The sequence below is a fragment of the Duganella sp. AC917 genome, assembly GCF_979258245.1.
Genome location: NZ_OZ409848.1, coordinates 861,837 through 884,556, shown reverse-complemented (window position 1 = coordinate 884,556; position 22,720 = coordinate 861,837). Strand labels below are relative to the sequence as shown.

Below are 22,720 nucleotides of genomic sequence, written 5' to 3'. Positions count from 1 at the left end.
CTTTTCATCCCAACACGGAGCTATCATGAACCACACGAAACCCGTTGCTTTCGCCGGTCTGGCGCTGTTGCTGGTCCTGGCCGCGAGCGGCGCATCCGCACAAGCCCCCACCACGGCCACCGTCGCGCAGACAGGCCTCGGCAATCAAGCCTACGTCGAGCAGCGCCAGGCCGGCGAGGAAGCCACCATTGCCATCGTTCAGACCGGCAACAACAACGTCATCGGCGACCCGACCGGCCGCAGCGGCGGCGTCATGTTGAGCCAAACGCCGCGCATGATCGTCGAGATCAGCCAGCTGGGCGATGCCAACCGGCTCACGCTACAGCATCACGAAGGCGGCTTCTTCGGCTTTGCCTATCTGCACCAGTCCGGCACCGGCAACAGCACCTCGCTGCTGCAAAACGGCGCCTACGAATCGACGATCCGGGTCGAACAACACGGCGAGCGCAACGTGATCGAGGATACGGTCGACAGCTCCGGGGAGCTCAGCTTCCGTCCCACGCAGTACGGATCCGACAACGTCATCACCACCAGCAGAAACCTGTCGGGCCGCGCCGGCTTGCCCGTGTATCAGGAAGGCACGGGCAACCGGGCCACGGTGCGCTACGACAACGCCTTTTACTCGGGCATGGCGATCAGCCAGACCGGCAGCGACAACGAAGCGCGCGGCAGCCTGAGCTCGACCGGTTTCGCCACCGATGCCAGCATCAGCCAGAACGGCGCGGGCAATCTGGCGGACATCGACATCCGCGAATCCGGCGGCGCGACAACCACGCAAACGGGCAACGCCAACACGGCCAACGTACGCCAGAATTCCGGCGCCAACGGCGCCACCATCAGCCAGCTGGGCGCGCTCAACACGGCGTCGGTGACACAGGCCGGCCCGGTCTCCCTCTTGCCGAACACGGCCGGGATCACGCAAATCGGCGATGGGTTTAACGCCAGCATCACGCAGACCGGCAGCGGCAACCAAGCTGTTATCTTGCAGCATTGATTTGCGGCGTACGTGGCATGCATGCTACGCTTTAATGGTACCGGCTCTGACCGGCAACGCCTTTAAATCGCCAAGGAGGACTGCATGCTTGCCATGAATTTCCGAGGACCCTACCGTGTGCGCGCCGAGCAAAAGCCCGAGCCGGTAATAGAGCATCCCAACGACGCCATCGTCCGCGTCACCCGGTCCTGCATCTGCGGATCGGACCTGCATCTCTACCATGGGCTGGTGCCCGACACCCGGGTCGGCACCACGTTCGGCCATGAGTTCATCGGCGTGGTCGCGGAAATCGGCCCGTCGGTGCGCAACCTCAAGGTGGGCGACCATGTGCTGGTGCCGTTCAACGTCTTTTGCGGCTCCTGCTACTTCTGCCAGAAAGAACTGTACGGCAACTGCCACAACACCAATCCGGCCGCCACCGCGGTGGGCGGCATTTACGGCTATTCGCACACGGCCGGCGGCTACGACGGCGGCCAGGCCGAGTACGTGCGGGTGCCGATGGCCGACGTCGGCCCCACCGTCATTCCCGATGACCTCGATCACGACGACGCCGTGCTGCTCACCGACGCCCTCCCGACCGGCTACCAGGCTGCCGAGATGGGCGACATCGACAAGGGCGATACCGTCGTCGTATTCGGTGCAGGCCCGGTGGGCATCTTTGCGGCCAAGTCGGCCTGGCTGCTGGGCGCCGGCCGCGTGATCGTGGTCGATCATGTCGATTACCGGCTCGAGTTCGTGAAAAACTACGCCCAGTGCGAGGTCGTCAATTTCAAGGATGTCGAGGACATGGCCACCCACATCAAGAAGATGACGGACTGGCTGGGCGCCGACGTCTGCATCGACTGCGTCGGCTGCGAGGCGTCCGGCAGCGTGATGCAGACCGTCGTCGGCCGATACATGAAAATGCAGGCCGGCGCGGCCACCGTGCTGCACTGGGCGATCAATTCGGTGCGCAAAGGCGGCAACGTCTCCATCGTCGGCGTGTACGGCCCAACCTTTAACGCCATGCCGATTGGCAACGCGGTCAACAAGGGCTTGACCTTGCGCATGAACCAGGCCAGCGTCAAACGCCACCTGCCGCGACTGATCGAGCATATACGGGCCGGCCGGCTTGACCCGAAAAAAATCATCACGCACAGGGTGCCGCTGGAGGAGGTGTCGGACGCTTACCACATCTTCTCGGGCAAGCTCGACAATTGCATCAAGACCGTGCTGATTCCGCCTGGCGCGGACCGGGCGCGCGTCGGCGCCTACTAACATCCCCTCAGGAGCGATCATGGAATCGATATCCAACAAGGAACATCCCGCACCGCCGCGCGATCACAGCGCCGACAGCGTCTCGCCGTCCGCGCCGCGCAACGTGCCCGACACCACCAACCTGCCCGGCTGGGGCGCCGATCTGGATCACGCCGACCGGCCCGGCTATCCGATGGAGCGCACGCCGGCGCGGCTCGAGGGCCTGCACTGGAGCACGCCGGAAGACCAGCCGCTGACAATGAAGGTGTACCACTCGGTCGAGCGGCCCGGCGTCACGCCCGTGTTCGGCACGAGCGTGCCACCGACCGGCTTGAGCGGGCGGCTGCGGGGCGCGGCGTTCAAGCTCAGCGAGAACGACATCCGCCACTGGCTGCTGCTGATGCTGGCCGACCGCGTCAACGTGGTCGAAGGCGTCGCCGGTGACCTGCGCAAAGGCACCGTGCCGAATATTTTCGCCGAGATGGGCATCAAGTCGGAATGGCAATATAACCGGGCCGGGCTGATACGCAAGGTGGCGATTGCGTCGGCGGTGGCTGGGGCTGGCTATTGGTTGTTGAAGCGGCGTCGCTCGGAGTAGTTGTGTTGTTGCGCCGCTGGCGTAGCGGGCAATGGCGGATTACGCTGCGCTCATCCGCCCTACGTTTTTATGTGGCGGAGCTCATTGTACGTAATTGTTTATAGGCTAGTTTTGCGGCGGCCAGGTCTTCCAGCGCGGTGCCCACCGCCTTGAAGATCGTGCGCTGCCGCGGCGAGGTTCGGGCCGCGCATTGTCCGCGCGCCAGCGACGACAGGTCGCCGCGTATGTCTTCGCTTGTCAGGCAGCCGGCGGCAATGGCGTTGAGGATGTCGCCCGACTTTTGCGTGGCCTCGACCGTGTCGACCCAGACACCTGCGCCGGCGAAACATGCGGGTTCGGCCTCGCACATCTGCGGTGTGAAGCCGCCGATCAGATCGACATGGCTGCCCGCCGCCAGCCATTCGGCCCGCAGAAACGGTTCGCCGGCAAGCGTGGCGCAACTGATGATGTCGGCGCCGCGCGCGGCCGGCTCCAGTTCTCGCATAACGCGAGCGGGCAAGCCTTGCGCCAGCAATCCTTGCACCGTCCGCTCGGCGGCGGCGGCGTCTATGTCCCAGAGCATGATGTCGTCCAGTTGCCGCACCGTGGCGATGGCCGGCGCCAGCAGGCTGCCGACGCGACCGGCGCCGCACACCAGCAGCGAACGCGCGTCCTGCCGGGCCAGGTAATCGACGCCGAGCGCCGAGGCCGCAGCCGTGCGGCGCGAGGTGATGACGTTGCCGTCGAAAATGGCCAACGGTTCGCCGGTGGTGGCGTCGTGCAGGATGTAGGTGGCGTGCAGGCCGGGCTTGTTGCGCTTGTGGTTGTTGCTGTAAATGTTGACGATCTTGACGCCGAAGAAGCCGTCGGCGTCCCAGGCCGGCATCAGCAGCGAGATACCGGTGCTGTCGCCGCTGCCGATGTGGTGCGTGTGGCGCAAAGGCACCTCGGCGCCGGTGGCGAAGGCCTCGCGCAGTGATTGAATCAGCGCAGGGAACGGCAGCGCGTCGGTCAGGGACGATTCATTGGGCAGCAACATCGGCAAGCCTCTATTTCAAGTAGGGGCGGATTAGCGTAGCGTAATCCGTCACGAGCCGCCGGCGGCGCACGCATGGCGGATTACGGCGTTCCGCCTGATCCGCCCTATTTGTCCCCCGGGCAGGTCGCGGTCAGTGGACCGTGGTCGCCGCGAACATGGCCGCCATCGCCGTCACATCCCGTCCCACGCCACGGTAGCCGACAAAGCGGCTGGCGTCGTCGAACATCGGCTCGCCGCTGACCTGCAAGTGCTGCACCGTGCCATTCGCGGCCGTGCGCCGGTAGACGAAATCGAGGAACGGCTTGCGCTCGGCGATATTGGCCGCCAAGGTCGCGCGCTCGACGACGTCCCAGCCGTCGGCGGCGCTGGCGCCGATGCCGACCATGTCCATCACCGGCCCCGACCAGTGGGTCAGCTTGCCGTCGGCGTCCTGTTCCCAGTACCAGTCGCTCGACAGCTCGGCAAAGCGCTGGAAGCGCGCCTCGCTGGCACGCAACTCGGCCGTGCGCTCCATCACCTGGTGTTCCAGCTGCTGGTTGTAGCGGTTGAGCTGGCGATGCAGCAGACGCACCTCGAGCATGTTGCGGATGCGCGTCTCGACCTCGACCAGCTCGAACGGCTTGGCGACGAAATCCTTGGCGCCGGCCTGCAGCGCACGCAGCTTGTGGCCAGGCTGGGCGGTCACCACCAGCACCGGCACGTAGCCCTCGGGCTCGACCAGCTTGAGCGCTTCCAGCACCTCGAAACCATCCATACCCGGCATTTGCAGGTCGAGCAGGATCAAATCGTAGTGGTTGGCCAGGTGCAGCGCGGCAACGGCGTACGGGTCCATCGTGCTGGTGACGTGGGTGTAGCCGGCGTTGTCGAGCATGCGTTCGAGCAGCATCACGTTGGCCTCCTGGTCGTCGACGATCAGGATACTGGCATTCAACAGCTGGGTGGCGTCAATCATGGTGCACTTCCTTATGGGCGGCGGCAAACGCCAGCGCCAGGTCCAATGCGTCCATGAACTGGGCCACGTTGATGGGTTTGGTGAGATAGCGGAAGAAACCGGCCTCCTCGCCTTTTTCGATGTCGCGCGGCATGGCGTTGGCCGACAGCGCCATGACCGGAATGTGCGCCGTCGTGACGTCTTCCTGCAATATCTTCAGGCAGCCGAAACCGCTGACGCCGGGCAGGTTGATGTCCATCAGGATCACGTCGGGCTGATAGGTGCGCGCCAGCTGTATGCCGGCGTAGCCGTCTATCGCCGTCAACAACTTGAGGTCGGGACGGCGCGTGATCAGCTGCTCGACCAAATTCAGGTTGGCCGGATTATCCTCGACATACAGCAAGGTGCGCGGCGCAACATTGACATGTTGATCGATGTAGGTGCTGGTGTCGAAGGCGGCCATCTCCAGCACCGGTTCGTCGCTGGCGGCCAGCTCGACCCAGAACGTGGTGCCGCTGCCGACCGCGCTGTCGACGCCGATGGCGCCATGCATCAGTTCCACCAGTTGCTTGGTGACGACCAGGCCGATGCCGGTGCCCTCTTCGCCGCCCTCTTCCTGTCCAAGGCGGTTGAACGGTTCGAACAGGTGGACGATCTGCTCGTCGCTCAGGCCGGCGCCGGTGTCGGCCACGCTCACGCGCACCATGCCGTCGCTGCCTTCGGCGCAGGTCACCGTCACGCTGCCGCCGACCCGGTTGTACTTAATAGCGTTCGACAACAGGTTGATCATCACCTGCTTGACGCGGGTACGGTCGGCATGGACGAAGAACGGCCGAACCATCGGGCTGAACACGAGCCGGATGCCGCGCTTTTGCGCCTGCGGCGCGACCATCGCCTCGCAATCCTTGAGCACGTCGGACAGCCCCATCGATTCCTGCGACATCGTCACCTTGCCCGATTCGATCATGGCCAGGTCGAGGATCTCGTTAATCAGTTGCAGCAGATACCACCCGCCCTTGAGGATCTGGTCGATCGAGCGCAGTTGCGACGGACTCGGCGGCGGTTTGTCCGACGCCAGCAGTTGCGCAAAGCCGAGCACCGCGTTGAGCGGCGTGCGCAACTCGTGGCTCATGCTCGACAGGAATTCCGATTTCGCCCGATTGGCCTTGTCGGCGACGGCGCGCGCGGCCTCCAGTTCGACGTTGGTTTCCTGCAGCGCCAGTTGCTGGTCGCGCAGGCGGGCGTCGAGCACCGCCTGCGCCGCCTCGGCCTGCTTGCGAACCGTGATGTCGGTGCCGATCAGCAGGTAACCGATGATGTTGTCGTCGCCGTCGCGCAGCGGGCTCACCGAGACGCTGGCGGGGAAACGGCTGCCGTCCTTGCGCACATAGGTCAGCTCGTACATATCCTCGATGCCGCGCGAGGCCTTGAAGGCCAGCGCCTCGAAACCGGGACGGATGGTGGTGCCGAGCTCCAGGCTCAGCGCCTCGGCCCGTTCGACTGTTTCATGGACGTCCGAAAAATCGGCCGGCGTGATGCGGTTGACGACCTCGCCCGCGCTATAGCCGAGCATGCGCTCCGCGCCGACATTGAACAGCTGGATGACGCCCTGGGCGTCGGTGGCGATGCAGGAAAAATTGGCGCTCTTGAAAATGGCCTGCTGCAAGGCGTCCGCCTTGAGCAGCGGCGCGTCGGTCTTGTTCTGGCTCATTTGGTTCCCTGGCGTTGCCGCACGTCTGACATCAGCCGCGCGAATTCCTTTTTGACGACGTCGTAGCACTCGCACACTTCGACCTCCAGGCCGACCCTGTCGAGCACGGTGATGTGGCCGCGGCGGTAGCTGATGTAGCCGTTCTCCTGCAGCTTGCCGGCGGCGACGGTGACGCCCTCGCGGCGCACACCGAGCATGTTGGCGATCAATTCCTGCGTCATCGTCAGCTCGTTGCCCGGCAAGCGGTCGAGCGTGAGCAGCAGCCAGCGGCACAATTGCTGCTCGACGGTATGGTGGCGGTTGCAGACGGCCGTCTGCGACATCTGCGTCAGCAGCGCCTGCGTGTAGCGCAGCAGCAGCCGCATGACGGGACCGGCGCGGTTGAACTCATCCATGAGGATCTGCGACTTGAGCCGGTAGCCGTGCCCGGCCGTCTGGACCACGGCGCGGCTGGGCGTTGTATTTCCGCCCATAAACAGCGAGATGCCGAGGATGCCCTCGTTGCCGACGCCTGCGATCTCGGAAGAGCCGCCGTTTTCCAGCACATAGTGCAGCGAAACGATGGCAGATGTCGGGAAATAGACATGCTGTAGCTGGCCGCCGGATTCGTACAGCACGTCGCCCAGCCGCATCATGATGGGTTCGAGGTGCGGCGACAGGCGCGCGAAATCGGACTCGAGCAGGGCGGACAGCAGGTGGTTTTGGTTGGGGTCGTTAAGACGCATGGAGAAACTTGTTTTTCCAGTCGTCAACTAGGCGGGCTGCGGGGACGGTGAACGAGGACCGTTCCGCACAATAACACATTCGGGCGTCCGGGCTTGATGCGCGCCCCGGGAAAGCCCCGTGCAAGCCCCGAAAACGGCGAAAAACCGCCCGGCGACCTCGTCCTTTGCAGGGGTTTCCGCCCATCTCCGCCCGTATTGTCCTAAAATAAGCGCTTGAGTGAAAATGGCGACCGCGCCAACGCACCATCCGCCCCGGGTTTTCGCAGACTATCCTGCCCCACCCGGAACGGGATCATTAACTACACTACCGTATACAAGGGAATGACATGTCAACAGAAAAGTCAAAAATCATCTACACACTGACTGACGAGGCGCCATTGCTGGCGACGTATTCCCTGCTACCGATTATCAAAAAGTTCACCGCGCCGGCCGGCGTCGACGTTATCGCCAAAGATATTTCCGTCGCCGCCCGCGTGCTGGCCGAGTTCCCGGAATTCCTGACCGACGAACAAAAAGTGCCGAACAACCTGGCCGAACTGGGCGCGCTGACCCTCACGCCCGAAGCCAACATCATCAAGCTGCCTAACATCTCGGCCTCGGTGGCCCAGCTGCAGGCCGCCATCCGCGAACTGCAGGAAAAGGGCTACGCCCTGCCCGACTTCCCGGAAGACCCGAAAACCGACGAGGAAAAAGCACTCAAGGCGCGCTACAGCAAGTGCACCGGCTCGGCCGTGAACCCGGTCCTGCGCGAAGGCAACTCCGACCGCCGCGCCCCCAAGGCCGTCAAGGAATACGCCCGCAAGCACCCGCACTCGATGGGCGAATGGAGCCAGGCCTCGCGCACCCACGTGTCGCACATGCACGGCGGCGACTTCTACCATGGTGAAAAGTCGATGACCCTGGACAAGGCACGCAACGTCAAGATGGAACTGATCACCGCGTCGGGCAAAGCTGTCGTGCTCAAACCGAAGGTCGCGCTGCAGGCCGGCGAGATCATCGACTCCATGTTCATGAGCAAAAAAGCGCTGCTGGAGTTCTACGAGAAGGAAATCGACGACGCCTACAAGACCGGCGTGATGTTCTCGCTGCACGTCAAGGCGACGATGATGAAGGTGTCGCACCCGATCGTGTTCGGCCACTGCGTGCGCATCTTCTACAAGGACGCGTTCGAGAAGCACGCCAAGCTGTTCGAGGAACTGGGCGTGAATGTCAACAACGGCATGGTCAACCTGTACGACAAGATCGACAAGCTCCCTTCGTCGCAGAAGGAAGAGATCATGAAGGACCTGCACGCCTGCCTGGAGCACCGTCCGAAGCTGGCCATGGTCGATTCGGCCAAAGGCATCACCAACTTCCATTCGCCCAACGACGTCATCGTCGACGCCTCGATGCCGGCCATGATCCGCATCGGCGGCAAGATGTGGGGCGCCGACGGCCGCACCGCCGACGTCAAGGCGGTCATGCCGGAGTCGACCTTCGCCCGCATCTACCAGGAGATGATCAACTTCTGCAAATGGCACGGCAACTTCGACCCGACCACGATGGGCACCGTGCCCAACGTCGGCCTGATGGCCCAGCAGGCCGAGGAATACGGCTCGCACGACAAGACGTTTGAAGTGGCCGAAGGCGGCATCGCCAACATCACCGACCTCGACACCGGCGAAGTGCTGCTGAGCCAGACCGTCGAAGCGGGCGACATCTGGCGCATGTGCCAGGTCAAGGACGCGCCGATCCGCGACTGGGTCAAGCTGGCCGTCACCCGCGCGCGCCAGTCCGGCATGCCGGCCGTGTTCTGGCTCGACACCTACCGTCCGCACGAAGCCGAGGTGATCAAGAAGGTCCAGCTCTACCTCAAGGACCACGACACCAGCGGCCTGGACATCCACATCATGTCGCAGACGCGCGCCATGCGCTACACGCTGGAACGCGTCTCGCGCGGCCTGGACACCATCTCGGTGACCGGCAACATCCTGCGCGACTACCTGACCGACCTGTTCCCGATCCTGGAACTGGGCACCAGCGCCAAGATGCTGTCGATCGTGCCGCTGATGGCCGGCGGCGGCATGTACGAGACCGGCGCCGGCGGTTCGGCGCCGAAGCACGTCAAGCAGCTGGTCGAGGAAAACCACCTGCGCTGGGATTCGCTCGGCGAGTTCCTGGCGCTGGCCGTCTCGCTGGAAGAGCTGGGCATCAAGGAAGGCAACGCCAAAGCCAAGATCCTGGCGCAAACGCTGGACATCGCCACCGGCAAACTGCTCGACAACAGCAAATCGCCATCGTCGCGCACCGGTGAGCTCGACAACCGCGGCAGCCACTTCTACCTGTCGCTGTACTGGGCCCAGGCGCTGGCCGCGCAAACCGACGACGCCGAGCTGCAAGCGCACTTCGCGCCACTGGCCAAGACGCTGGCCGACAACGAAGGCAAGATCGTTGGCGAGCTGAACGACGTGCAGGGCAAGCCGACCGACATCGGCGGCTACTACTATCCGGATCCGGCCAAAACCGAAGCGATCATGCGTCCAAGCGCCAGCTTCAACGCTGCGCTCGACAGCATCTGACGATCGGCCGGTGAACGGCGCGGCGCCTGGCGCCGCGCATAGCAAAAAGGGAAGCCTGCGGGCTTCCCTTTTTTATGCCGGCGTCCGCGCGGATTCGACTTAGAAAGGCTGGCGACGCCGGGCAACGAAGCCCATCAAAGCCAAGCCGGCCAGCAGCATTGCATAGCTGCCGGGCTCCGGAACCGGGGACGCGACCGGACCAGGGAAACCAGGATCGTATGGGGGCAGCTGTGGATACACATCTGTCAGGTCGAGAATGAGTTTCGTCGACTTCGTCACATCGAGATTTTGGAAGTTCAAGAATAACTGATTCGACACAACCTCGATACGGTCCGCCGTAAACTCGTCCCAAACGGTGGCTGCATTCATCGTGAAATTAGGTATTTTCCATTCAGTATCAAATGACAAATTGATGCCGTTGAACGCGGCTTCGCTGAAACGCTGTTGTTCAAACTGCGCAGAAAAACCATCGATGACAATTTGCGTGTCAGTGATATGCACCGAGAAGAAGTCAGGTTGAGTAAACGTTATGCCACCATCGGCGACTTCACCATGACCAAAAATCCCGTCGGGATAGGAAATCGTCGATTTGTCAGGAAATAACTGGAATGCTGTGACCACATCTCCATTCATGCCTGCAAACGCCGGGGCTGCGCTAAGCAGTGAAAAGACCAGAGAGAAAAGAGATAGGCGCAAAAATGCAATAAATTTCATAGGTAAAAGCCTAAAGATGAGTTGGTTAGCATTCTAAATTGTCTGTTCAGCAACTCAATTTTAGCACAAGAAATACTCTTGGTAATCTAATAAAAGTATCCGGAAGTTTGAAGGTCAACGCACCGCCGAATACCCGGTCGGCTCCAGGAACGAGTTGTCGATGCGCTCGACGATGATGCCGTCGGCCTCGGACGCCGCGCGCGCGGCGATCCATTCCGGATCGGTGGCGAAGGCGGTCCACTTGGTCTCACGCTCGGCCAGACTCTCCCACTTGAGCAAGTAGGTCAGCGTCTGATTGCTCGGACCAACCACGGTGGTGAAGAATCCGGCCTGCTCGATGCCGTGTTTTTGCCACAGCGGCAAGGTCACCTGCGTAAAACGTTGGTGCAAGGCCGGCAGACGGCCGGCGGCGCAGTGGTAGACGCGTAACTCGTAAATCATCAGTTTTATCCTTGAGGTATTGTTCGGGCGGACCCAGCCTGCCGCCAAAGGCTTGATTCTACCCGGATGCGACAATAAGGAATGAGGAGTTGACAGCCCGCAGCTTCACGGACAAACTTTATCGATGCAACCATCCCGCCATCCCTTGCGTTGTCAATTCAACACCATGCGCAAGCGGGGCTGGCTGGCACGGGTAGCGTTGTGTCTCGCGCTCGCGCCGCCCGCCATTGGCGCGCCCACCGAGCACCTGGTGATCGATTACGTGGTCTCCAACACCCCGCAGCGCACCACCTGGGTCGGCATCATCGATGAATTCGCCGCCGCCAATCCGGACATCCAGATCATCCACCAGGGCTATCCGCAGGAGGAATACAAGCGCGGCTTCACGGCGCGCCTGCGCTCCGGCCGGGCCGACCTGGCGTTCTGGTACGCCGGCGAGCGCCTGGGCGACGCCGCCCGCCACGAGCTGCTCTCCCCGCTCGACGCCGACCTGGTCGCGCTGCTGAAAAAAAAGAAGTTCTCGCCCGCCACCCTCGACGGCACCCGCATCGACGGCGCCGTCTACGGTTTTCCGCTGTATTACTACGTCTGGGGCTTCGTCTACCGCAAGTCGCTGTTCGACCGTCTCGGCATCCGTCCGCCGGCCACATGGGCCGAGTTCCTGCAAACCTGCGAACGGTTGCAGGCGGCCGGCGTGACGCCGCTGGCGGTCGGCGCCAAAAGCGGCTGGCCGGCAGCCGGCTGGTTCGATTATCTGAACCTGCGCATTAACGGCATCGACTTCCATCGGCGGCTGCTGCGCGGTGAAGTGCGCTTCGACAGCCCGCAGGTGCGCCGCGTGTTCGACGTCTGGGGCGACTTGCTGCGCAAGGGCTACTTCCTCGAGGCGACGATGGGGCAGGAACCGGAGCGCGTGATGCCGTATGTGTATCGCGACCGCGTCGGCATGATGCTCGCGGGCAGCTTCGTCGCCTCCCGCTTTCCCGCCGCGATCGCGGCCGACATGGGCTTTTTCGGTTTCCCGAGCTACACGCCGCACATGCCGACCTATGAGGAGGCGCCGATCGACGTGCTGGTGCTGCCGGCGCGCGGCCTGAACCCACGCGCGCGCAAGCGCTTCCTGACCTTTCTGGCCGAGACGGGCGCCATGCGCAAGATCGCCGAGGCCGACCAAACCCTGTCGGCGCAGGAGGACCCGAACCCGCGCCCGATCTGGCTGGGCGACGCCCCCGGTCGCGTATGGGGCGCGGCCGCCGGGCTGACCTTCTTCTTCGACCGCGACGCCAACGCCGAACTGGTCGGCCCCACCTACGAGGGCCTGCGCCGGTTCCTGAAGCCGCCGCACGACACCGGCCAAGTCGTGCGTTACATCGACGAGGCGATCGCGAAGGCACAGCTGGTCAAAACCGCGCCCTGAGCGACGGTCGCCCCCCCTCGCCGCCCGGCCGCGCCCTCGCAGAAAATCGGATATTTTTATAACGAATTCGGCAATCACGCCATTTTCGGACCCGCTCCCGGCGACCCGTGATAGATTCGCTTTTTTTCCAAAACGGAGACGAGACCCCATGAAAAACCTGTTCACCAAAACCGCCCTGCTCGGCGCCCTGTTCGCGCTGAGCTGCGCGGCGTCGGCCGCCGACGCCGGCCCCTGGAAATCGCTCTTCAACGGCAAGGACCTGGGCGGCTGGAGCACCTACGTCAGCATGCAGCCGACCACCGACGGCATGAAGGCGCCGACCTCGGTGCGCGGCGTGAACAACGATCCCCGCAAGGTATTTTCCGTGGTCGACGGCATGCTGCGGGTCTCGGGCGAGGAATGGGGCAGCGCCTCCACGCTGGACGAGTATGAAAACTTCCACCTGAAGTTCCAGTTCAAATGGGGCGTCAAGAAGTGGCCGCCGCGCGAGAACGTGATGCGCGACAGCGGCTTGCTGTACTACGCCGTCGGCAAGGAAGGCGCGCAGGACGGACACTGGATGCGCAGCCACGAGTTCCAGCTGCAGGAAGGCGATTGCGCCGACTACCACAGCCTCGACGGCGTGTCGGTCGACGCCCATGTCGGCGACGCCAACCAGGGCGACTGGAAGTTCTACCGCTACGAGCCGTCGCTGCCGCTGCGCACCGACATCAAGGCGCGTATCCTGAAGAAGGGCAATTTCGAAAAACCGAGCGGCGAGTGGAATACGATGGAAGTGATCGCCGACGGCAAGACGCTGGTGCACATCGTCAACGGCCACGAAGTGCTGCGCGTGGCCAATTCACGTCAAGTGGTGGACGGCAAAACGGTGCCGCTCACGCGCGGCAAGTTCTCGATCCAGTCCGAGGGCGCCGAAGCGTTTTTCAAGGACATCCAGGTACGGCAATTGGGAGCGCCGATCCCGCCGCCAGCGCCCGCGAACAAGGCCGGCTGACGTCGGAAATCGCACCAGATCAGATCCGCCGAGCCGCCTGTCGTTGCAGGGTCAGCTGATCTTCAGCGCGCTGGCGTAGGCCAGTGCGGGCCTATTCCCCGGCAACGTCACCTCCAGGCCATCGGCGGTCTGGCGGAACGCCAGCGCCGCGCCGCTGCCAAGCAGCTCGACGCGCTGGACCGGCCGCGTCAGGTGCGCCGCGCCGCTGGCCATGGCGCGGATCGCCAGCTTGCCCGATGCCGGCCAGCCCATCAGGAACGCGTACACGCTATCGCCCTTGGCGGTGAAGCGGATATCGGCCGCCGAGAACGGCTTGCCCTTGCCCTCGTTGAAGCCCGGACCCGACATCGGCGCGCCCGCTTCCGACGCCACCGGCCCTTCACCGAACAGCGCCCACGGCCGCGTGTCGTAGATGCCCTCGCCATTGACGGCGATCCAGCGGCCGATCTCCTCGACGATGGCGCGCTCCTGCTCGTCGATGGTGCCGTTGCCGCGCACCGGCACGCTCAGCAGCAGGTTGCCGTTCTTGCTGACCACGTCGATCAGGGTGTGCACCACCGTTTGCGCGCTCTTGTAGGATTTGTTGTCGTACACGCGCCGGTCGTAATGCCAGTTGCCGATGCAGGTGCAGGTCTGCCACGGCAACGGCTCGATCCGGTCGCTTTGACCGCGTTCGATGTCATACACCATGCTGCGGCGCTGCTGCGGGTTGAGGATCTTGCCGTTGACGACCGCCTCGAGCTTGCCCTTGCGCGCGATGCTGCGGTTGTACATATGCGCCGCCAGGCGCAGGCCGACGTCGCTGAACGGCCATAGCGGCAGCACGGTATCGTCGTAATACACCAGGTCGGGGTCGTAGTTGTCGATCAGCTCGCGCGTGCGGTTGAAGAACTTATCGCTGTAGGCCTGGTCGGGAATCGAGGCGCCGCCGCCCCATTGCCATTGTTCGTCCAGCACGCCGCCTTCGCCGCCCGACTTGCTCAGCGCGTGGTTCTGCGCATACAGCGCCTGCGGGTCCAGCCCTTCCCACCATTGACCCTTGCCGTCGGCGCGGGTCAGCTTGCCATCGTAGGGAACGCCGGCGTACGGGCCCTTCTTGTCTGCGCCCTGCGCCGTTTCATACCAGGCCCACGCGTGCGCAGCGTGCACGCTGACGCCGAAACGCAAACCGTTGGCGCGCGCCGCCTTGCTCCAGCCGCCGACCAGGTCCTTGCGCGGGCCCATGCTGGTGGAATTCCACTGCGGCTGGTAGCTGCTTTTGTACAGGTCGAAATTATCGTGATGGTTGGCCAGCGCCACGAAGTATCTGGCGCCGGCACGCTTGTAGAAGGCCACCAGTTCGTCCGGGTTCCATTGCTCGGCTTTCCACTGGTGAATGACGTCTTTGAAGCCGAATTTCGACGGGTGACCGTACTTGCGCACGTGGTAGCGGTACGGATCGCTGCCCTCCTCGTACATGATGCGGCCGTACCAGTCGCCGAATTCCGGTTCGCACTGCGGGCCCCAATGGGCCCAGATGCCGAACTTGGCGTTGCGGAACCAGTCCGGCGTCTGGTACTTCTCCAGCGAATTCCAGTCCGGCGAAAACGGGCCGGCGGCGATGGCGCCCGGCGGCGTTTGCGTCAGCGCGTCTGCCGCGCGCGCCACGCCGGACAAGGCAACCGCCGGAATGGCCGCGCCCATGTGTTTCAACAAGTCCCTACGCTTCATTCGGTCTCCTCCGATTCTCTGTATTTATTAAGTCCGCGCGGGCTGCCCCAGCACGGCGCGCAGATACTCGTCGTGGCTGGGCATGCGCGCCACGGTCGCGGCGATGTGCTCGCGGCGCTGCCGCAAGCCCACCAGCGCCGCCTCGGCCGGGACTTCGCTCAGTGCCGGGTCGGCATGTTCGGGCCAATGTCCCATGCCGGCGTGGATCGCCAGCCAGCTGGTGGCATCGAAGCCCTCTTCGCCGTACTGGTGCAGCGTGCCGGTCTGGCGCCACGCGTGGATCTTGAAGGCCAGCGTGTCGGGCAGCGCCATTGTGGCCATCGTGCGCCACAGCGCGCTGTCGCGGCGCGCCGTCAGGCGGTAATGCAGGATGATGAAGTCGCGCACCCGCTCGAACTGGCGCACCATGCCGGTGTTGTACGCTTCAAGCGCTCGCGCGTCGGGCACTGCGCCCGGCAACAACGCTTCGATCAGGCGTCCCAGCCCGCTTTGGACCAGGAAAATACTGGTCGATTCCAGCGGCTCCAGGAAACCGGACGATAGCCCCAGCGCCACGACGTTTTGTACCCAGAAGCGTTTCCGGTGCCCGGTGGTAAAGCGCAGCAGACGCGGTTCGGCCAGCGCCGGGGCGTCCATTTGCGCCAGCAGCTGGGACCGCGCCCGCTCCTCGTCGATGTGGCGGCTGGCGAACACATGGCCGTGGCCGGTGCGGTTGCTCAGCGGGATGCGCCACGCCCAGCCCCCTTCCAGCGCCGTGGCCCGCGTGTAGGGCGCCAGTCCGGTTCCGCTGCGTTCGGCCGGGCAGGCCCAGGCCCGGTCGACCGGCAGCCAGTGACTGAAATCGACAAACGGTTCCTCCAGGGTGTGGCCCAGCAGCAGCGAGGCAAAGCCCGAGCAATCGACGAACAGATCGCCCTCCACCACCCGGCCGTCCTCCAGCCGCAGCTGGCCGACGCCGCCGTCGGCGCGGCGGGCGACATCGACGATGCGGCCCTCGGTGCGGCGCACGCCCTTGCGCAATGCCATGGTGCGCAGGAAGCCGGCATACAGCACGGCGTCGAAGTGGTAGGCGTAGTTGAAATGCTGTCCCTGCTCCGGCGGCGCCTGGAAGCGTCCCTGGCCGGCCATCACGCTGGGCAGGCATTGCTCACCCAGCGCGCCCAGGGCGGCGTCGTTCATCCGCCGGTGCTGGCCCCACAGCGACTGCGGGCCGTCGAGCGCGCCGAAATTGCCGAAAGTGTGAAAGTAGCGCTCGCCGTGCACGCGCCAGTCGCAAAACTCGATGCCCAGTTTGTAAGTGCCATTGGTGGCGCGCAGGAACTCCGCCTCGTCGATGCCGAGGATGTGGTGGAAGGCACGAATGGACGGAAAGGTCGCCTCGCCGACGCCGATGATGCCGATCTCTTCCGACTCGACCAGCTCCACCGTGCTGCCCGGCAGCGCCGTCGCCAGCGCCGTGGCCGCCATCCAGCCGGCGGCGCCGCCGCCGACCACAACGATGCGCCGATACGCACTCTTATATTTTGTCTCCATGCTTTCTCCCCGTGCCATCTGTGATTCGAACAGTGCATTGTGCAAGTAAGGGTAACACGCGGCAATTACCAAAACCACTAACCCGTTGAACGATATCAATCAACGCCATCTTCCAAACGCCTGCGCTGATAAATCATTGCGCCTCCCGGTGATTTTGGTAATTGCGCGAAAGCACCGCGTGTGGTCACAATAGACGCGCGCCCGTTTTATCAGGCCATGTAGAGCCATGAGCGCCATTGACAAAACAAACCCGGAGACACCGAATGCTGAAACGCCCCCTCATCTCGTACGCGCTGACGTGCGCGCTCGCGGCCGCGCTGCACGGGCCGGCCGCCGCGCAAACCGCGCCCGCCGCCCGCACAACGCCGCCGGAATTTCCCACCGTGCTGTACGGCGCGGCCTACTACCACGAGTACATGCCCTACGAGCGACTGGAAAAAGACGTCGAGATGATGAAGGCGGCCGGTTTCAACGTGGTGCGCCTGGGCGAATCGACCTGGAGCCTGTGGGAGCCGGAAGACGGGCGCTTCGAGTACGCGTGGATGGACCGCGTCATCGACGCCATGACCAAGGCCGGGATCAAGGTCATCATGGGCACGCCGACTTACTCGATTCCCGCCTGGATGGCCAAGCAGAATCCGGAAATCCTGGCCCGCAAACTGAACGGCACGCAAAACACCTACGGCATGCGCCAGAACATGAACACCGACTCGGCCGCCTACCGTTTTTACGCCGAGCGCCTGATCCGCAAGATCGCCACCCGCTACAAGGACAACCCGAACGTCATCGGCTGGCAGGTCGACAACGAAACCGGCACCTACGGCGCCGCCAACGACGACGTTTTCATCCGATTCCAGCACTACTTGGAGAAAAAGTTCGGTACGCCGGAAGCGCTGAGCAAGGCCTGGTTCCTGAACTACTGGGGCCAGAACCTGCACAGCTGGGTGGACCTGCCGCGCCCGGACGGCGCCCAGAGCACCGGCTACAAGCTTGAATGGTCGCGCTGGGGCCAGATGCGCGTGACCGATTTCCTGCAATGGCAGACCGCGCTGATCCGCGAATGCACCTCGCCGCGCCAGTTCGTCACGCACGATTTCGCCGGCTCCCTCCACGGCGACGTCAACGAGGTGGCGGTGTCGCGCAAGCTCGACATGCCGGCCGTGAACGTCTACCACTGGGGCCCGCGCGAACACTACAACGGCGCCCCGCAGACGCTGGACGCCGATTTCACGCGCTCGCTCAAGCGCGGCAATTTCCTGGTGACGGAAACCAATGCGCAAACGACCGACTGGAGCTCGTCGTTCCAGTATCCGCCGTATGACGGCCAGTTCCGCCAGGACGTCTACACCCACCTGTCGAACGGCGCCAACATGGTCGAGTATTGGCACTGGGCGTCGGTCCACGCCAACCAGGAGACGTACTGGAAAGGCGTGCTGTCGCACGACCTGGAACCGAACCGCGCCTATGCCGAAATGCGCCGTACCGGACAGGAACTGAAAAAGATCGGCCCGCGCCTGGTGAACCTGAAGATCAAGAACGATGTCGCCATCCTGTGGAGCCGCGACTCGCTCAACGCCCTCAACGACATGCCCTTCGCCAAGGAATCGCAATGGGGCGGCGGCGGCACCAAGGCCGACTACGGTTCGCTGGTGCGCCAGCTGCACCGCCAGCTGTACGACATGAATGTCGGCACCGACTTCGTGTTCGACGATACCGAGGATTTCTCGTCCTACAAAATGCTGGTGGTGCCGTCGCTGTACGTGGCCGACGACGCGCTGCTCAAGCGCATCTCGGACTACATCCGCAAGGGCGGCCACGTCGTGATGACCTTCAAGAGCGGCTTCGTCAACGAGAACGCCGCCGTGCGCTGGACCATGGCCCCGGGCCCGCTGCGCGAGGCGCTCGGCTTCCACTACCAGGAGTTTTCCAATCTGGCGCAGCCGCTGGCCTTGAAGGGCGATCCCTTCCAGGCGGGCGCGGACAACCAGGTCAAGCACTGGGCCGAGTTCCTGCAGCTGGACACGGCCAAGGCGCTGGCGTGGTACGACCATCCGTTCTTCGGGCGTTGGCCGGCGATCACGGCCAACCAGTTCGGCGCGGGCAAGGTGGTGTACCAGGGCACCTACCTGTCGGACAAGCTGCAAAAGGCCGTGTTGCAGTCGTCGTTGCGGGAGCTGGGCATGCTGGGACCGGAGCAGCAGTTGCCGCCAGGCGTGCAGACGCGCACCGGCATCAACGGTTTCAAACGTGCGGTCCATTACTACTTCAACTATTCCGGCGCCGAGGTCAGCTTCACCTATCCGCGCAAGGCCGGCACCGAGTTGCTGGCGGGGCGGCGCGTCGCCGCCGCCGGGAAACTGACCCTGGGGGCGTGGGAAGTCGCCATCGTCGAGGAAGACAACTGATCGAGGGCGGGCGCGACGGGCGTGCGACCGGGACCGGTCCGCGCGCCACCATCGGGTAAAATTGATTCGCTGGCAATAATTCGTCCGCGTTCCTTTCACCATATTCGATGAGCCGTCCATGAAAATATCCACTTCCCTGCCCCTCTGGGCCATCGCCGGACCGGTGGTTGGCTGGCTGGCCCTGGCCGGCAAGGCGCTTGGCGCGCAAGAGCTGCTGGGCGGCGCCTATCTGGTGGTGCTGGCCATCGGCTTGTTCTGGGGTGTGCTGGCGGCGGTGTTCCACGCCGAGGTGGTGGCGCACAAGATCGGCGAGCCTTATGGCACGCTGGTGCTGGCGGTGGCGGTGACCGCGATCGAGGTGGCGCTGATCGTGTCGCTGATGATCGCCGGCGGCGTCGAGACCACCGGCCTGGCGCGCGACACCGTGTTCGCCGCCGTCATGCTGATCCTCAACGGCATGGTGGGCATCTGCCTGCTGGCCGGCGGCAGCCGCCACGGCGAGCAAACTTTCACCTTGAGCGGCGTGTCGGCGGCGCTGACCACCCTGGCGGCAATTTCCGTGCTGACGATGGTGCTGCCGAACTACACCACCACCACGCCGGGGCCTTTCTACAGCGGCAGCCAGCTGATTTTCATCGCCGTGGTGTCGCTGGTGCTGTACGGGACGTTCGTATTCGTGCAAACGGTGCGCCACCGCGATTACTTCCTGCCCGCCACCGGCGGCGAGGACGAGCACGCGCCGGTGCCGCCATCCAGGCTGGCCTGGTGGAGCGGCGCGCTGCTGCTGGTGTGCCTGGGCGGCGTGGTATTGCTGGCCAAGTCGCTGTCGCCCGCGCTGGAGGCGGCGGTGCTGAAAATGGGCGCGCCCAAGGCGCTGGTCGGCATCATCATCGCGGCCGTGGTGCTGCTGCCGGAAGGGATCGCGGCCTATCAGGCGGCGCGCGCCAACCGCCTGCAAACCAGCCTGAACCTGGCCCTGGGATCGGCCCTGGCCAGCATCGGGCTGACCATCCCGGCGGTGGCGATCGTCTCGCTGGTCAACGGCTGGACCCTGACCTTGGGCATCGACGTCAAGTCGACGGTGCTGTTGCTGCTGTCGATCATCGTCACCTCGCTGTCGCTGGGCAGCGGGCGCACCACCATCATGCAGGGCACGGTGCTGCTGATGATCTTCGCGGTATATTTATTCGTCACGGTGGTGCCGTAAGCACTGGCCATCGATGCCACGCCTGCAGGCGTCACGGCTTCGGGGGCGCCCAGTTCTCGTACTTGCGGCTGATCCGCTCCATCGTTCCGTCGCGCCACATGGCGGCCACGGCGGCATTGAGGCGCTCGATCAGCGCATCGGGCACCGAGTTGTTGCACGCCAGATAAACCTGAACCTGATGAAACGATAGCAGCGGCGTCACCTCGGAACCGGTCAGCCCGCGCGGCCCCCTGGTGCCGTTGCGTACGCTGACCGCCCACAGGTCGATGCGTCGCAGCAGTAGTTTTTGCGCGTTCAACATGTCTTCATTGACAGGCTCGACCGCGAACCCCCGGCTGCGCAAAAACTCATCCCGCGCGTCGCCGTTGGTGGTGCCGATACGCAGCTTGCGCGCGTCCTCCAGGGTTTTCAGCGACAGCCCGGAATCGACGCGCCCCCACAACTGCCAGTCCGCCGAATCGGTCGCGCCCACCCATTTGAACAGCGGTTCCCTTGACGGCGTGCGTGTCGTGGAATAGACGCAGGCGTAATCCTGCGTCAACGCGGTCACATAGGCCCGCTTCCATGGCAAAAGTGCAAGGGTGTACGCGGTGCCGGTGCGCGCCATGATTTCGCGTATCTTGTCCGTCTCGCGGCCGGTGATCACGCCGTCGACCACCATGCTTGACGGCGGCATGCGCTCGGTGGCGATGCGCAGCGTGACGCCCTCGGCGGCAGCCGCCGGGATGGCCGTGGCAAAAATGATAATGCACAATACTGCTCGAATCGTCATGCCGTTTTCGCCCTGTATAGTTCCTTTCCTCTATATCGGCAAAATTTCGCGTAACTGAAATGCCCGTTTCACGCCTCGACGTCGCAGATGCGGTCGCGCCCCGACGACTTGGCCTGGTACAGCCGGCGGTCGACCCGGTCGAGGAAGACGTTGGCGTCGTCGCGCGCGCCCGGCACGATGGTGCCCACGCCCATGCTGACGGTGACGGTGCGGCCGACGCCCGAGCGGGCGTGCGGCAGTTCCTTCTGCGCCAGCAGCTTGCGGCAGCGCTCGGCCACATTGCGGGCCGCCTCGGCGTCGGTCGCGGGCAGCAGCAAGATGAATTCCTCGCCGCCGAAGCGGGCGCACAGGTCGCGCGCCCGTGAAGCGCCGGCGTCGAGCGCCTGGGCCACGCGGCGCAGGCACTCGTCGCCCTGCACGTGGCCATAGTGGTCGTTGTACTGCTTGAAATAGTCGATATCGACCACCACCACCGACAGCGGCTCGCCGGTGGCGCGCGCCTTGGCCCATTCCACCGGATACAGGGTATCGAACATGCGGCGGTTGGCGACGTTGGTCAGGCTGTCGCGATAGGACAGCGCCTCGAGCTCGCGCTGCAGCTGGACGATCTTGTCCTCGGCCTGCTTGCGCTCGGTGATGTCGAACATGAAGCCGACCAGCGAATCGACGCTGCCGTCCTCGCGCCGCACCACGTGCACCACGTCGCGGATCCAGACGTAGTCGCCGTCGCTGGTGAGCGCGCGGTAATCGGCTTCGTGGTCGACACCCTTCTGCGACTGGGCGATGCAAAAATCGACGGTTTTCTGCCGGTCCTCTTCGTGGATGCGCTCGATCCAGTCGGTGGCGGAGAGCCAGCTGGCCTGGCTCCACCCGAGCAGCGCCTCGATCTGCGGGCCGATGTAGCTAAAACTCATCGTCGCCCAGTCGATACGCCACGGAATTGCGCGGGTCGATTCGAGCAGGGTGCGATAAACGCTGGGATCTTGCGGGGCGGCGGGCGCGGGGGCAGTGGCGGTGGCGGGATGCGTGGATATCATGGATGAAGTAAGCGGGCTGGGACGACGTATTGTGCGCGCAAACAGCGCCAATGGGAATGTATTCCGCAAAGATTCAACGCCCGCCACGCGCGGGCCGGCGCCATGGCACCGGCCCGGTTTATCCGCGCCAGCCTACCGCCGGCGGCGCGCGTGTGCCATCAGGGCCAGCAGCCCGGCCAGCATCATCAACACACTGGACGGTTCGGGAACGGCCTGCACATGGCTCAGCGAACTGACGTTATTGACCACAAAATTCGCGCCCGGCTGCAGCGACACCGTCCCCAGATCGCCGTCGGCGCCGAGGTAGCTGGTCGCGTCGAACAGCGACCAGCCGAAGGTCGTGCCAACGTCCCCGGCGCCCAAGGTGAAGCCGACGTCGAACGAGAGCAAGCCGCCCAGGCTGACCGTCATCACCAGCTCCCCGCCAGCACCGGCGTTGGTGAACACCAGCGGGCCCGGTGGCGTGCCGGTGACCGACCCGGTCAGCTGCGGCTTGCCGGAGAATGCGCCCGTCAAATGGTTCACCGTGGCCGTGGCCGGCGCGGCGTCGGCCAATCCCAGGAAGTACAGCCCCAGATACGCCGGACCGCTACCCAACGTGGCCGTGTCGATGGTGATGGTGTACTGCTGGGCGGCGCCGGCCTGCCCCGCTCCACCCAGCACGCAGGCGGCCAGCAGCAGTTTCGCCAACAGGATTTTTAAGTAGTTCATTGTTTTAG

The 22,720-nt window shown here is 64.1% G+C and carries 19 protein-coding genes; 8 read left to right on the top strand and 11 right to left on the bottom strand.

What is annotated here, in order from left to right; translation table 11 throughout:
* Nucleotides 1-25 precede the first annotated feature (25 nt).
* The 3 genes from ACZ0BA_RS03940 to ACZ0BA_RS03930 all read left to right on the top strand — a co-directional run bounded on the left by ACZ0BA_RS03940 (nucleotide 26) and on the right by ACZ0BA_RS03930 (nucleotide 2,828).
* A complete protein-coding gene (locus ACZ0BA_RS03940; RefSeq protein ID WP_463450031.1) occupies nucleotides 26-994 on the top strand; it encodes a hypothetical protein in 969 nt (322 codons plus the stop codon).
* Between the two features lie 84 nt (nucleotides 995-1,078).
* The gene (locus ACZ0BA_RS03935; RefSeq protein ID WP_463450030.1) at nucleotides 1,079-2,251 is read left to right on the top strand and encodes a zinc-dependent alcohol dehydrogenase; all 1,173 of its coding nucleotides are present in this window, start codon (nucleotides 1,079-1,081) and stop codon (nucleotides 2,249-2,251) included.
* A 19-nt stretch (nucleotides 2,252-2,270) separates the two neighbouring features.
* On the top strand, nucleotides 2,271-2,828 hold the full coding sequence (locus tag ACZ0BA_RS03930) for a hypothetical protein (protein ID WP_463450029.1): 558 nt from the start codon (nucleotides 2,271-2,273) through the stop codon (nucleotides 2,826-2,828).
* A 67-nt stretch (nucleotides 2,829-2,895) separates the two neighbouring features.
* Here the strand turns inward: ACZ0BA_RS03930 and lhpI are convergent, their stop codons facing one another.
* From lhpI to ACZ0BA_RS03910, 4 genes are all read right to left on the bottom strand, one after another.
* Nucleotides 2,896-3,846: a bifunctional Delta(1)-pyrroline-2-carboxylate/Delta(1)-piperideine-2-carboxylate reductase gene (lhpI, locus tag ACZ0BA_RS03925; protein WP_463450028.1), complete on the bottom strand. Its 951-nt coding sequence runs from the start codon at nucleotides 3,844-3,846 to the stop codon at nucleotides 2,896-2,898.
* A 130-nt stretch (nucleotides 3,847-3,976) separates the two neighbouring features.
* Nucleotides 3,977-4,798, bottom strand: coding sequence for a response regulator (locus ACZ0BA_RS03920; RefSeq protein WP_463450027.1), 822 nt, complete (start codon nucleotides 4,796-4,798; stop codon nucleotides 3,977-3,979).
* Complete coding sequence (locus ACZ0BA_RS03915; protein WP_463450026.1) at nucleotides 4,791-6,488, bottom strand: PAS domain-containing hybrid sensor histidine kinase/response regulator; 1,698 nt, start codon at nucleotides 6,486-6,488, stop codon at nucleotides 4,791-4,793. The genes ACZ0BA_RS03920 and ACZ0BA_RS03915 overlap by 8 nt, the downstream gene beginning before the upstream one ends.
* Nucleotides 6,485-7,213, bottom strand: a complete 729-nt coding sequence (locus tag ACZ0BA_RS03910) for a Crp/Fnr family transcriptional regulator (RefSeq protein ID WP_463450025.1) — start codon at nucleotides 7,211-7,213, stop codon at nucleotides 6,485-6,487. Before ACZ0BA_RS03910 ends, ACZ0BA_RS03915 begins: the two co-directional genes overlap by 4 nt.
* A 326-nt stretch (nucleotides 7,214-7,539) precedes the next feature.
* Between ACZ0BA_RS03910 and ACZ0BA_RS03905 the strand changes: the two genes are divergently transcribed.
* Nucleotides 7,540-9,771, top strand: a complete 2,232-nt coding sequence (locus ACZ0BA_RS03905; protein ID WP_463450024.1) for an NADP-dependent isocitrate dehydrogenase — start codon at nucleotides 7,540-7,542, stop codon at nucleotides 9,769-9,771.
* Between the two features lie 99 nt (nucleotides 9,772-9,870).
* Here ACZ0BA_RS03905 and ACZ0BA_RS03900 read toward each other — a convergent pair whose 3' ends face one another.
* On the bottom strand, nucleotides 9,871-10,485 hold the full coding sequence (locus ACZ0BA_RS03900) for a PEP-CTERM sorting domain-containing protein (protein ID WP_463450023.1): 615 nt from the start codon (nucleotides 10,483-10,485) through the stop codon (nucleotides 9,871-9,873).
* Between the two features lie 114 nt (nucleotides 10,486-10,599).
* A complete protein-coding gene (locus ACZ0BA_RS03895; RefSeq protein ID WP_463450022.1) occupies nucleotides 10,600-10,926 on the bottom strand; it encodes an NIPSNAP family protein in 327 nt (108 codons plus the stop codon).
* A 124-nt stretch (nucleotides 10,927-11,050) separates the two neighbouring features.
* Between ACZ0BA_RS03895 and ACZ0BA_RS03890 the strand changes: the two genes are divergently transcribed.
* The gene (locus tag ACZ0BA_RS03890) at nucleotides 11,051-12,343 is read left to right on the top strand and encodes an ABC transporter substrate-binding protein (RefSeq protein WP_463450021.1); all 1,293 of its coding nucleotides are present in this window, start codon (nucleotides 11,051-11,053) and stop codon (nucleotides 12,341-12,343) included.
* A 148-nt stretch (nucleotides 12,344-12,491) separates the two neighbouring features.
* Nucleotides 12,492-13,337 carry a 3-keto-disaccharide hydrolase gene (locus ACZ0BA_RS03885; RefSeq protein ID WP_463450020.1) on the top strand — a complete coding sequence of 282 codons (846 nt, stop codon included), beginning with the start codon at nucleotides 12,492-12,494 and terminating at the stop codon, nucleotides 13,335-13,337.
* Between the two features lie 51 nt (nucleotides 13,338-13,388).
* On the opposite strand, the gene ACZ0BA_RS03880 is transcribed toward ACZ0BA_RS03885, so the two are convergent.
* Together ACZ0BA_RS03880 and ACZ0BA_RS03875 are read right to left on the bottom strand one after the other, a co-directional pair.
* On the bottom strand, nucleotides 13,389-15,047 hold the full coding sequence (locus ACZ0BA_RS03880; RefSeq protein WP_463450019.1) for an alpha-L-fucosidase: 1,659 nt from the start codon (nucleotides 15,045-15,047) through the stop codon (nucleotides 13,389-13,391).
* Nucleotides 15,048-15,074: 27 nt separating this feature from the next.
* The gene (locus tag ACZ0BA_RS03875; protein WP_463450018.1) at nucleotides 15,075-16,580 is read right to left on the bottom strand and encodes a tryptophan halogenase family protein; all 1,506 of its coding nucleotides are present in this window, start codon (nucleotides 16,578-16,580) and stop codon (nucleotides 15,075-15,077) included.
* A 263-nt stretch (nucleotides 16,581-16,843) separates the two neighbouring features.
* On the opposite strand from ACZ0BA_RS03875, the gene ACZ0BA_RS03870 reads away from it, so the two are divergent.
* Entirely contained in the window at nucleotides 16,844-18,985 is a 2,142-nt protein-coding gene (locus tag ACZ0BA_RS03870; protein WP_463450017.1) for a beta-galactosidase, read from the top strand.
* A 118-nt stretch (nucleotides 18,986-19,103) separates the two neighbouring features.
* A complete protein-coding gene (locus ACZ0BA_RS03865) occupies nucleotides 19,104-20,192 on the top strand; it encodes a calcium:cation antiporter (protein WP_463450016.1) in 1,089 nt (362 codons plus the stop codon).
* A gap of 31 nt (nucleotides 20,193-20,223) precedes the next feature.
* Here the strand turns inward: ACZ0BA_RS03865 and ACZ0BA_RS03860 are convergent, their stop codons facing one another.
* The 3 genes from ACZ0BA_RS03860 to ACZ0BA_RS03850 all read right to left on the bottom strand — a co-directional run bounded on the left by ACZ0BA_RS03860 (nucleotide 20,224) and on the right by ACZ0BA_RS03850 (nucleotide 22,712).
* The gene (locus ACZ0BA_RS03860; RefSeq protein WP_463450015.1) at nucleotides 20,224-20,964 is read right to left on the bottom strand and encodes a substrate-binding periplasmic protein; all 741 of its coding nucleotides are present in this window, start codon (nucleotides 20,962-20,964) and stop codon (nucleotides 20,224-20,226) included.
* Between the two features lie 68 nt (nucleotides 20,965-21,032).
* Nucleotides 21,033-22,001, bottom strand: coding sequence for a GGDEF domain-containing protein (locus tag ACZ0BA_RS03855; RefSeq protein ID WP_463450014.1), 969 nt, complete (start codon nucleotides 21,999-22,001; stop codon nucleotides 21,033-21,035).
* A gap of 132 nt (nucleotides 22,002-22,133) precedes the next feature.
* Entirely contained in the window at nucleotides 22,134-22,712 is a 579-nt protein-coding gene (locus ACZ0BA_RS03850; protein ID WP_463450013.1) for an NF038129 family PEP-CTERM protein, read from the bottom strand.
* Nucleotides 22,713-22,720: the final 8 nt, after the last annotated feature.

Coding starts and splice junctions, on each gene's coding strand:
- ACZ0BA_RS03870 (WP_463450017.1), top strand. CDS start 16,844: ATGCTGAAACGCCCCCTCATCTCGTACGCGCTGACGTGCGCGCTCGCG.
- ACZ0BA_RS03905 (WP_463450024.1), top strand. CDS start 7,540: ATGTCAACAGAAAAGTCAAAAATCATCTACACACTGACTGACGAGGCG.
- ACZ0BA_RS03900 (WP_463450023.1), bottom strand. CDS start 10,485: ATGAAATTTATTGCATTTTTGCGCCTATCTCTTTTCTCTCTGGTCTTT.
- ACZ0BA_RS03920 (WP_463450027.1), bottom strand. CDS start 4,798: ATGATTGACGCCACCCAGCTGTTGAATGCCAGTATCCTGATCGTCGAC.
- ACZ0BA_RS03940 (WP_463450031.1), top strand. CDS start 26: ATGAACCACACGAAACCCGTTGCTTTCGCCGGTCTGGCGCTGTTGCTG.
- ACZ0BA_RS03890 (WP_463450021.1), top strand. CDS start 11,051: ATGCAACCATCCCGCCATCCCTTGCGTTGTCAATTCAACACCATGCGC.
- ACZ0BA_RS03885 (WP_463450020.1), top strand. CDS start 12,492: ATGAAAAACCTGTTCACCAAAACCGCCCTGCTCGGCGCCCTGTTCGCG.
- ACZ0BA_RS03880 (WP_463450019.1), bottom strand. CDS start 15,047: ATGAAGCGTAGGGACTTGTTGAAACACATGGGCGCGGCCATTCCGGCG.
- ACZ0BA_RS03860 (WP_463450015.1), bottom strand. CDS start 20,964: ATGACGATTCGAGCAGTATTGTGCATTATCATTTTTGCCACGGCCATC.
- ACZ0BA_RS03915 (WP_463450026.1), bottom strand. CDS start 6,488: ATGAGCCAGAACAAGACCGACGCGCCGCTGCTCAAGGCGGACGCCTTG.
- lhpI (WP_463450028.1), bottom strand. CDS start 3,846: ATGTTGCTGCCCAATGAATCGTCCCTGACCGACGCGCTGCCGTTCCCT.
- ACZ0BA_RS03865 (WP_463450016.1), top strand. CDS start 19,104: ATGAAAATATCCACTTCCCTGCCCCTCTGGGCCATCGCCGGACCGGTG.
- ACZ0BA_RS03875 (WP_463450018.1), bottom strand. CDS start 16,580: ATGGAGACAAAATATAAGAGTGCGTATCGGCGCATCGTTGTGGTCGGC.
- ACZ0BA_RS03895 (WP_463450022.1), bottom strand. CDS start 10,926: ATGATTTACGAGTTACGCGTCTACCACTGCGCCGCCGGCCGTCTGCCG.
- ACZ0BA_RS03935 (WP_463450030.1), top strand. CDS start 1,079: ATGCTTGCCATGAATTTCCGAGGACCCTACCGTGTGCGCGCCGAGCAA.
- ACZ0BA_RS03850 (WP_463450013.1), bottom strand. CDS start 22,712: ATGAACTACTTAAAAATCCTGTTGGCGAAACTGCTGCTGGCCGCCTGC.
- ACZ0BA_RS03930 (WP_463450029.1), top strand. CDS start 2,271: ATGGAATCGATATCCAACAAGGAACATCCCGCACCGCCGCGCGATCAC.
- ACZ0BA_RS03910 (WP_463450025.1), bottom strand. CDS start 7,213: ATGCGTCTTAACGACCCCAACCAAAACCACCTGCTGTCCGCCCTGCTC.
- ACZ0BA_RS03855 (WP_463450014.1), bottom strand. CDS start 22,001: ATGATATCCACGCATCCCGCCACCGCCACTGCCCCCGCGCCCGCCGCC.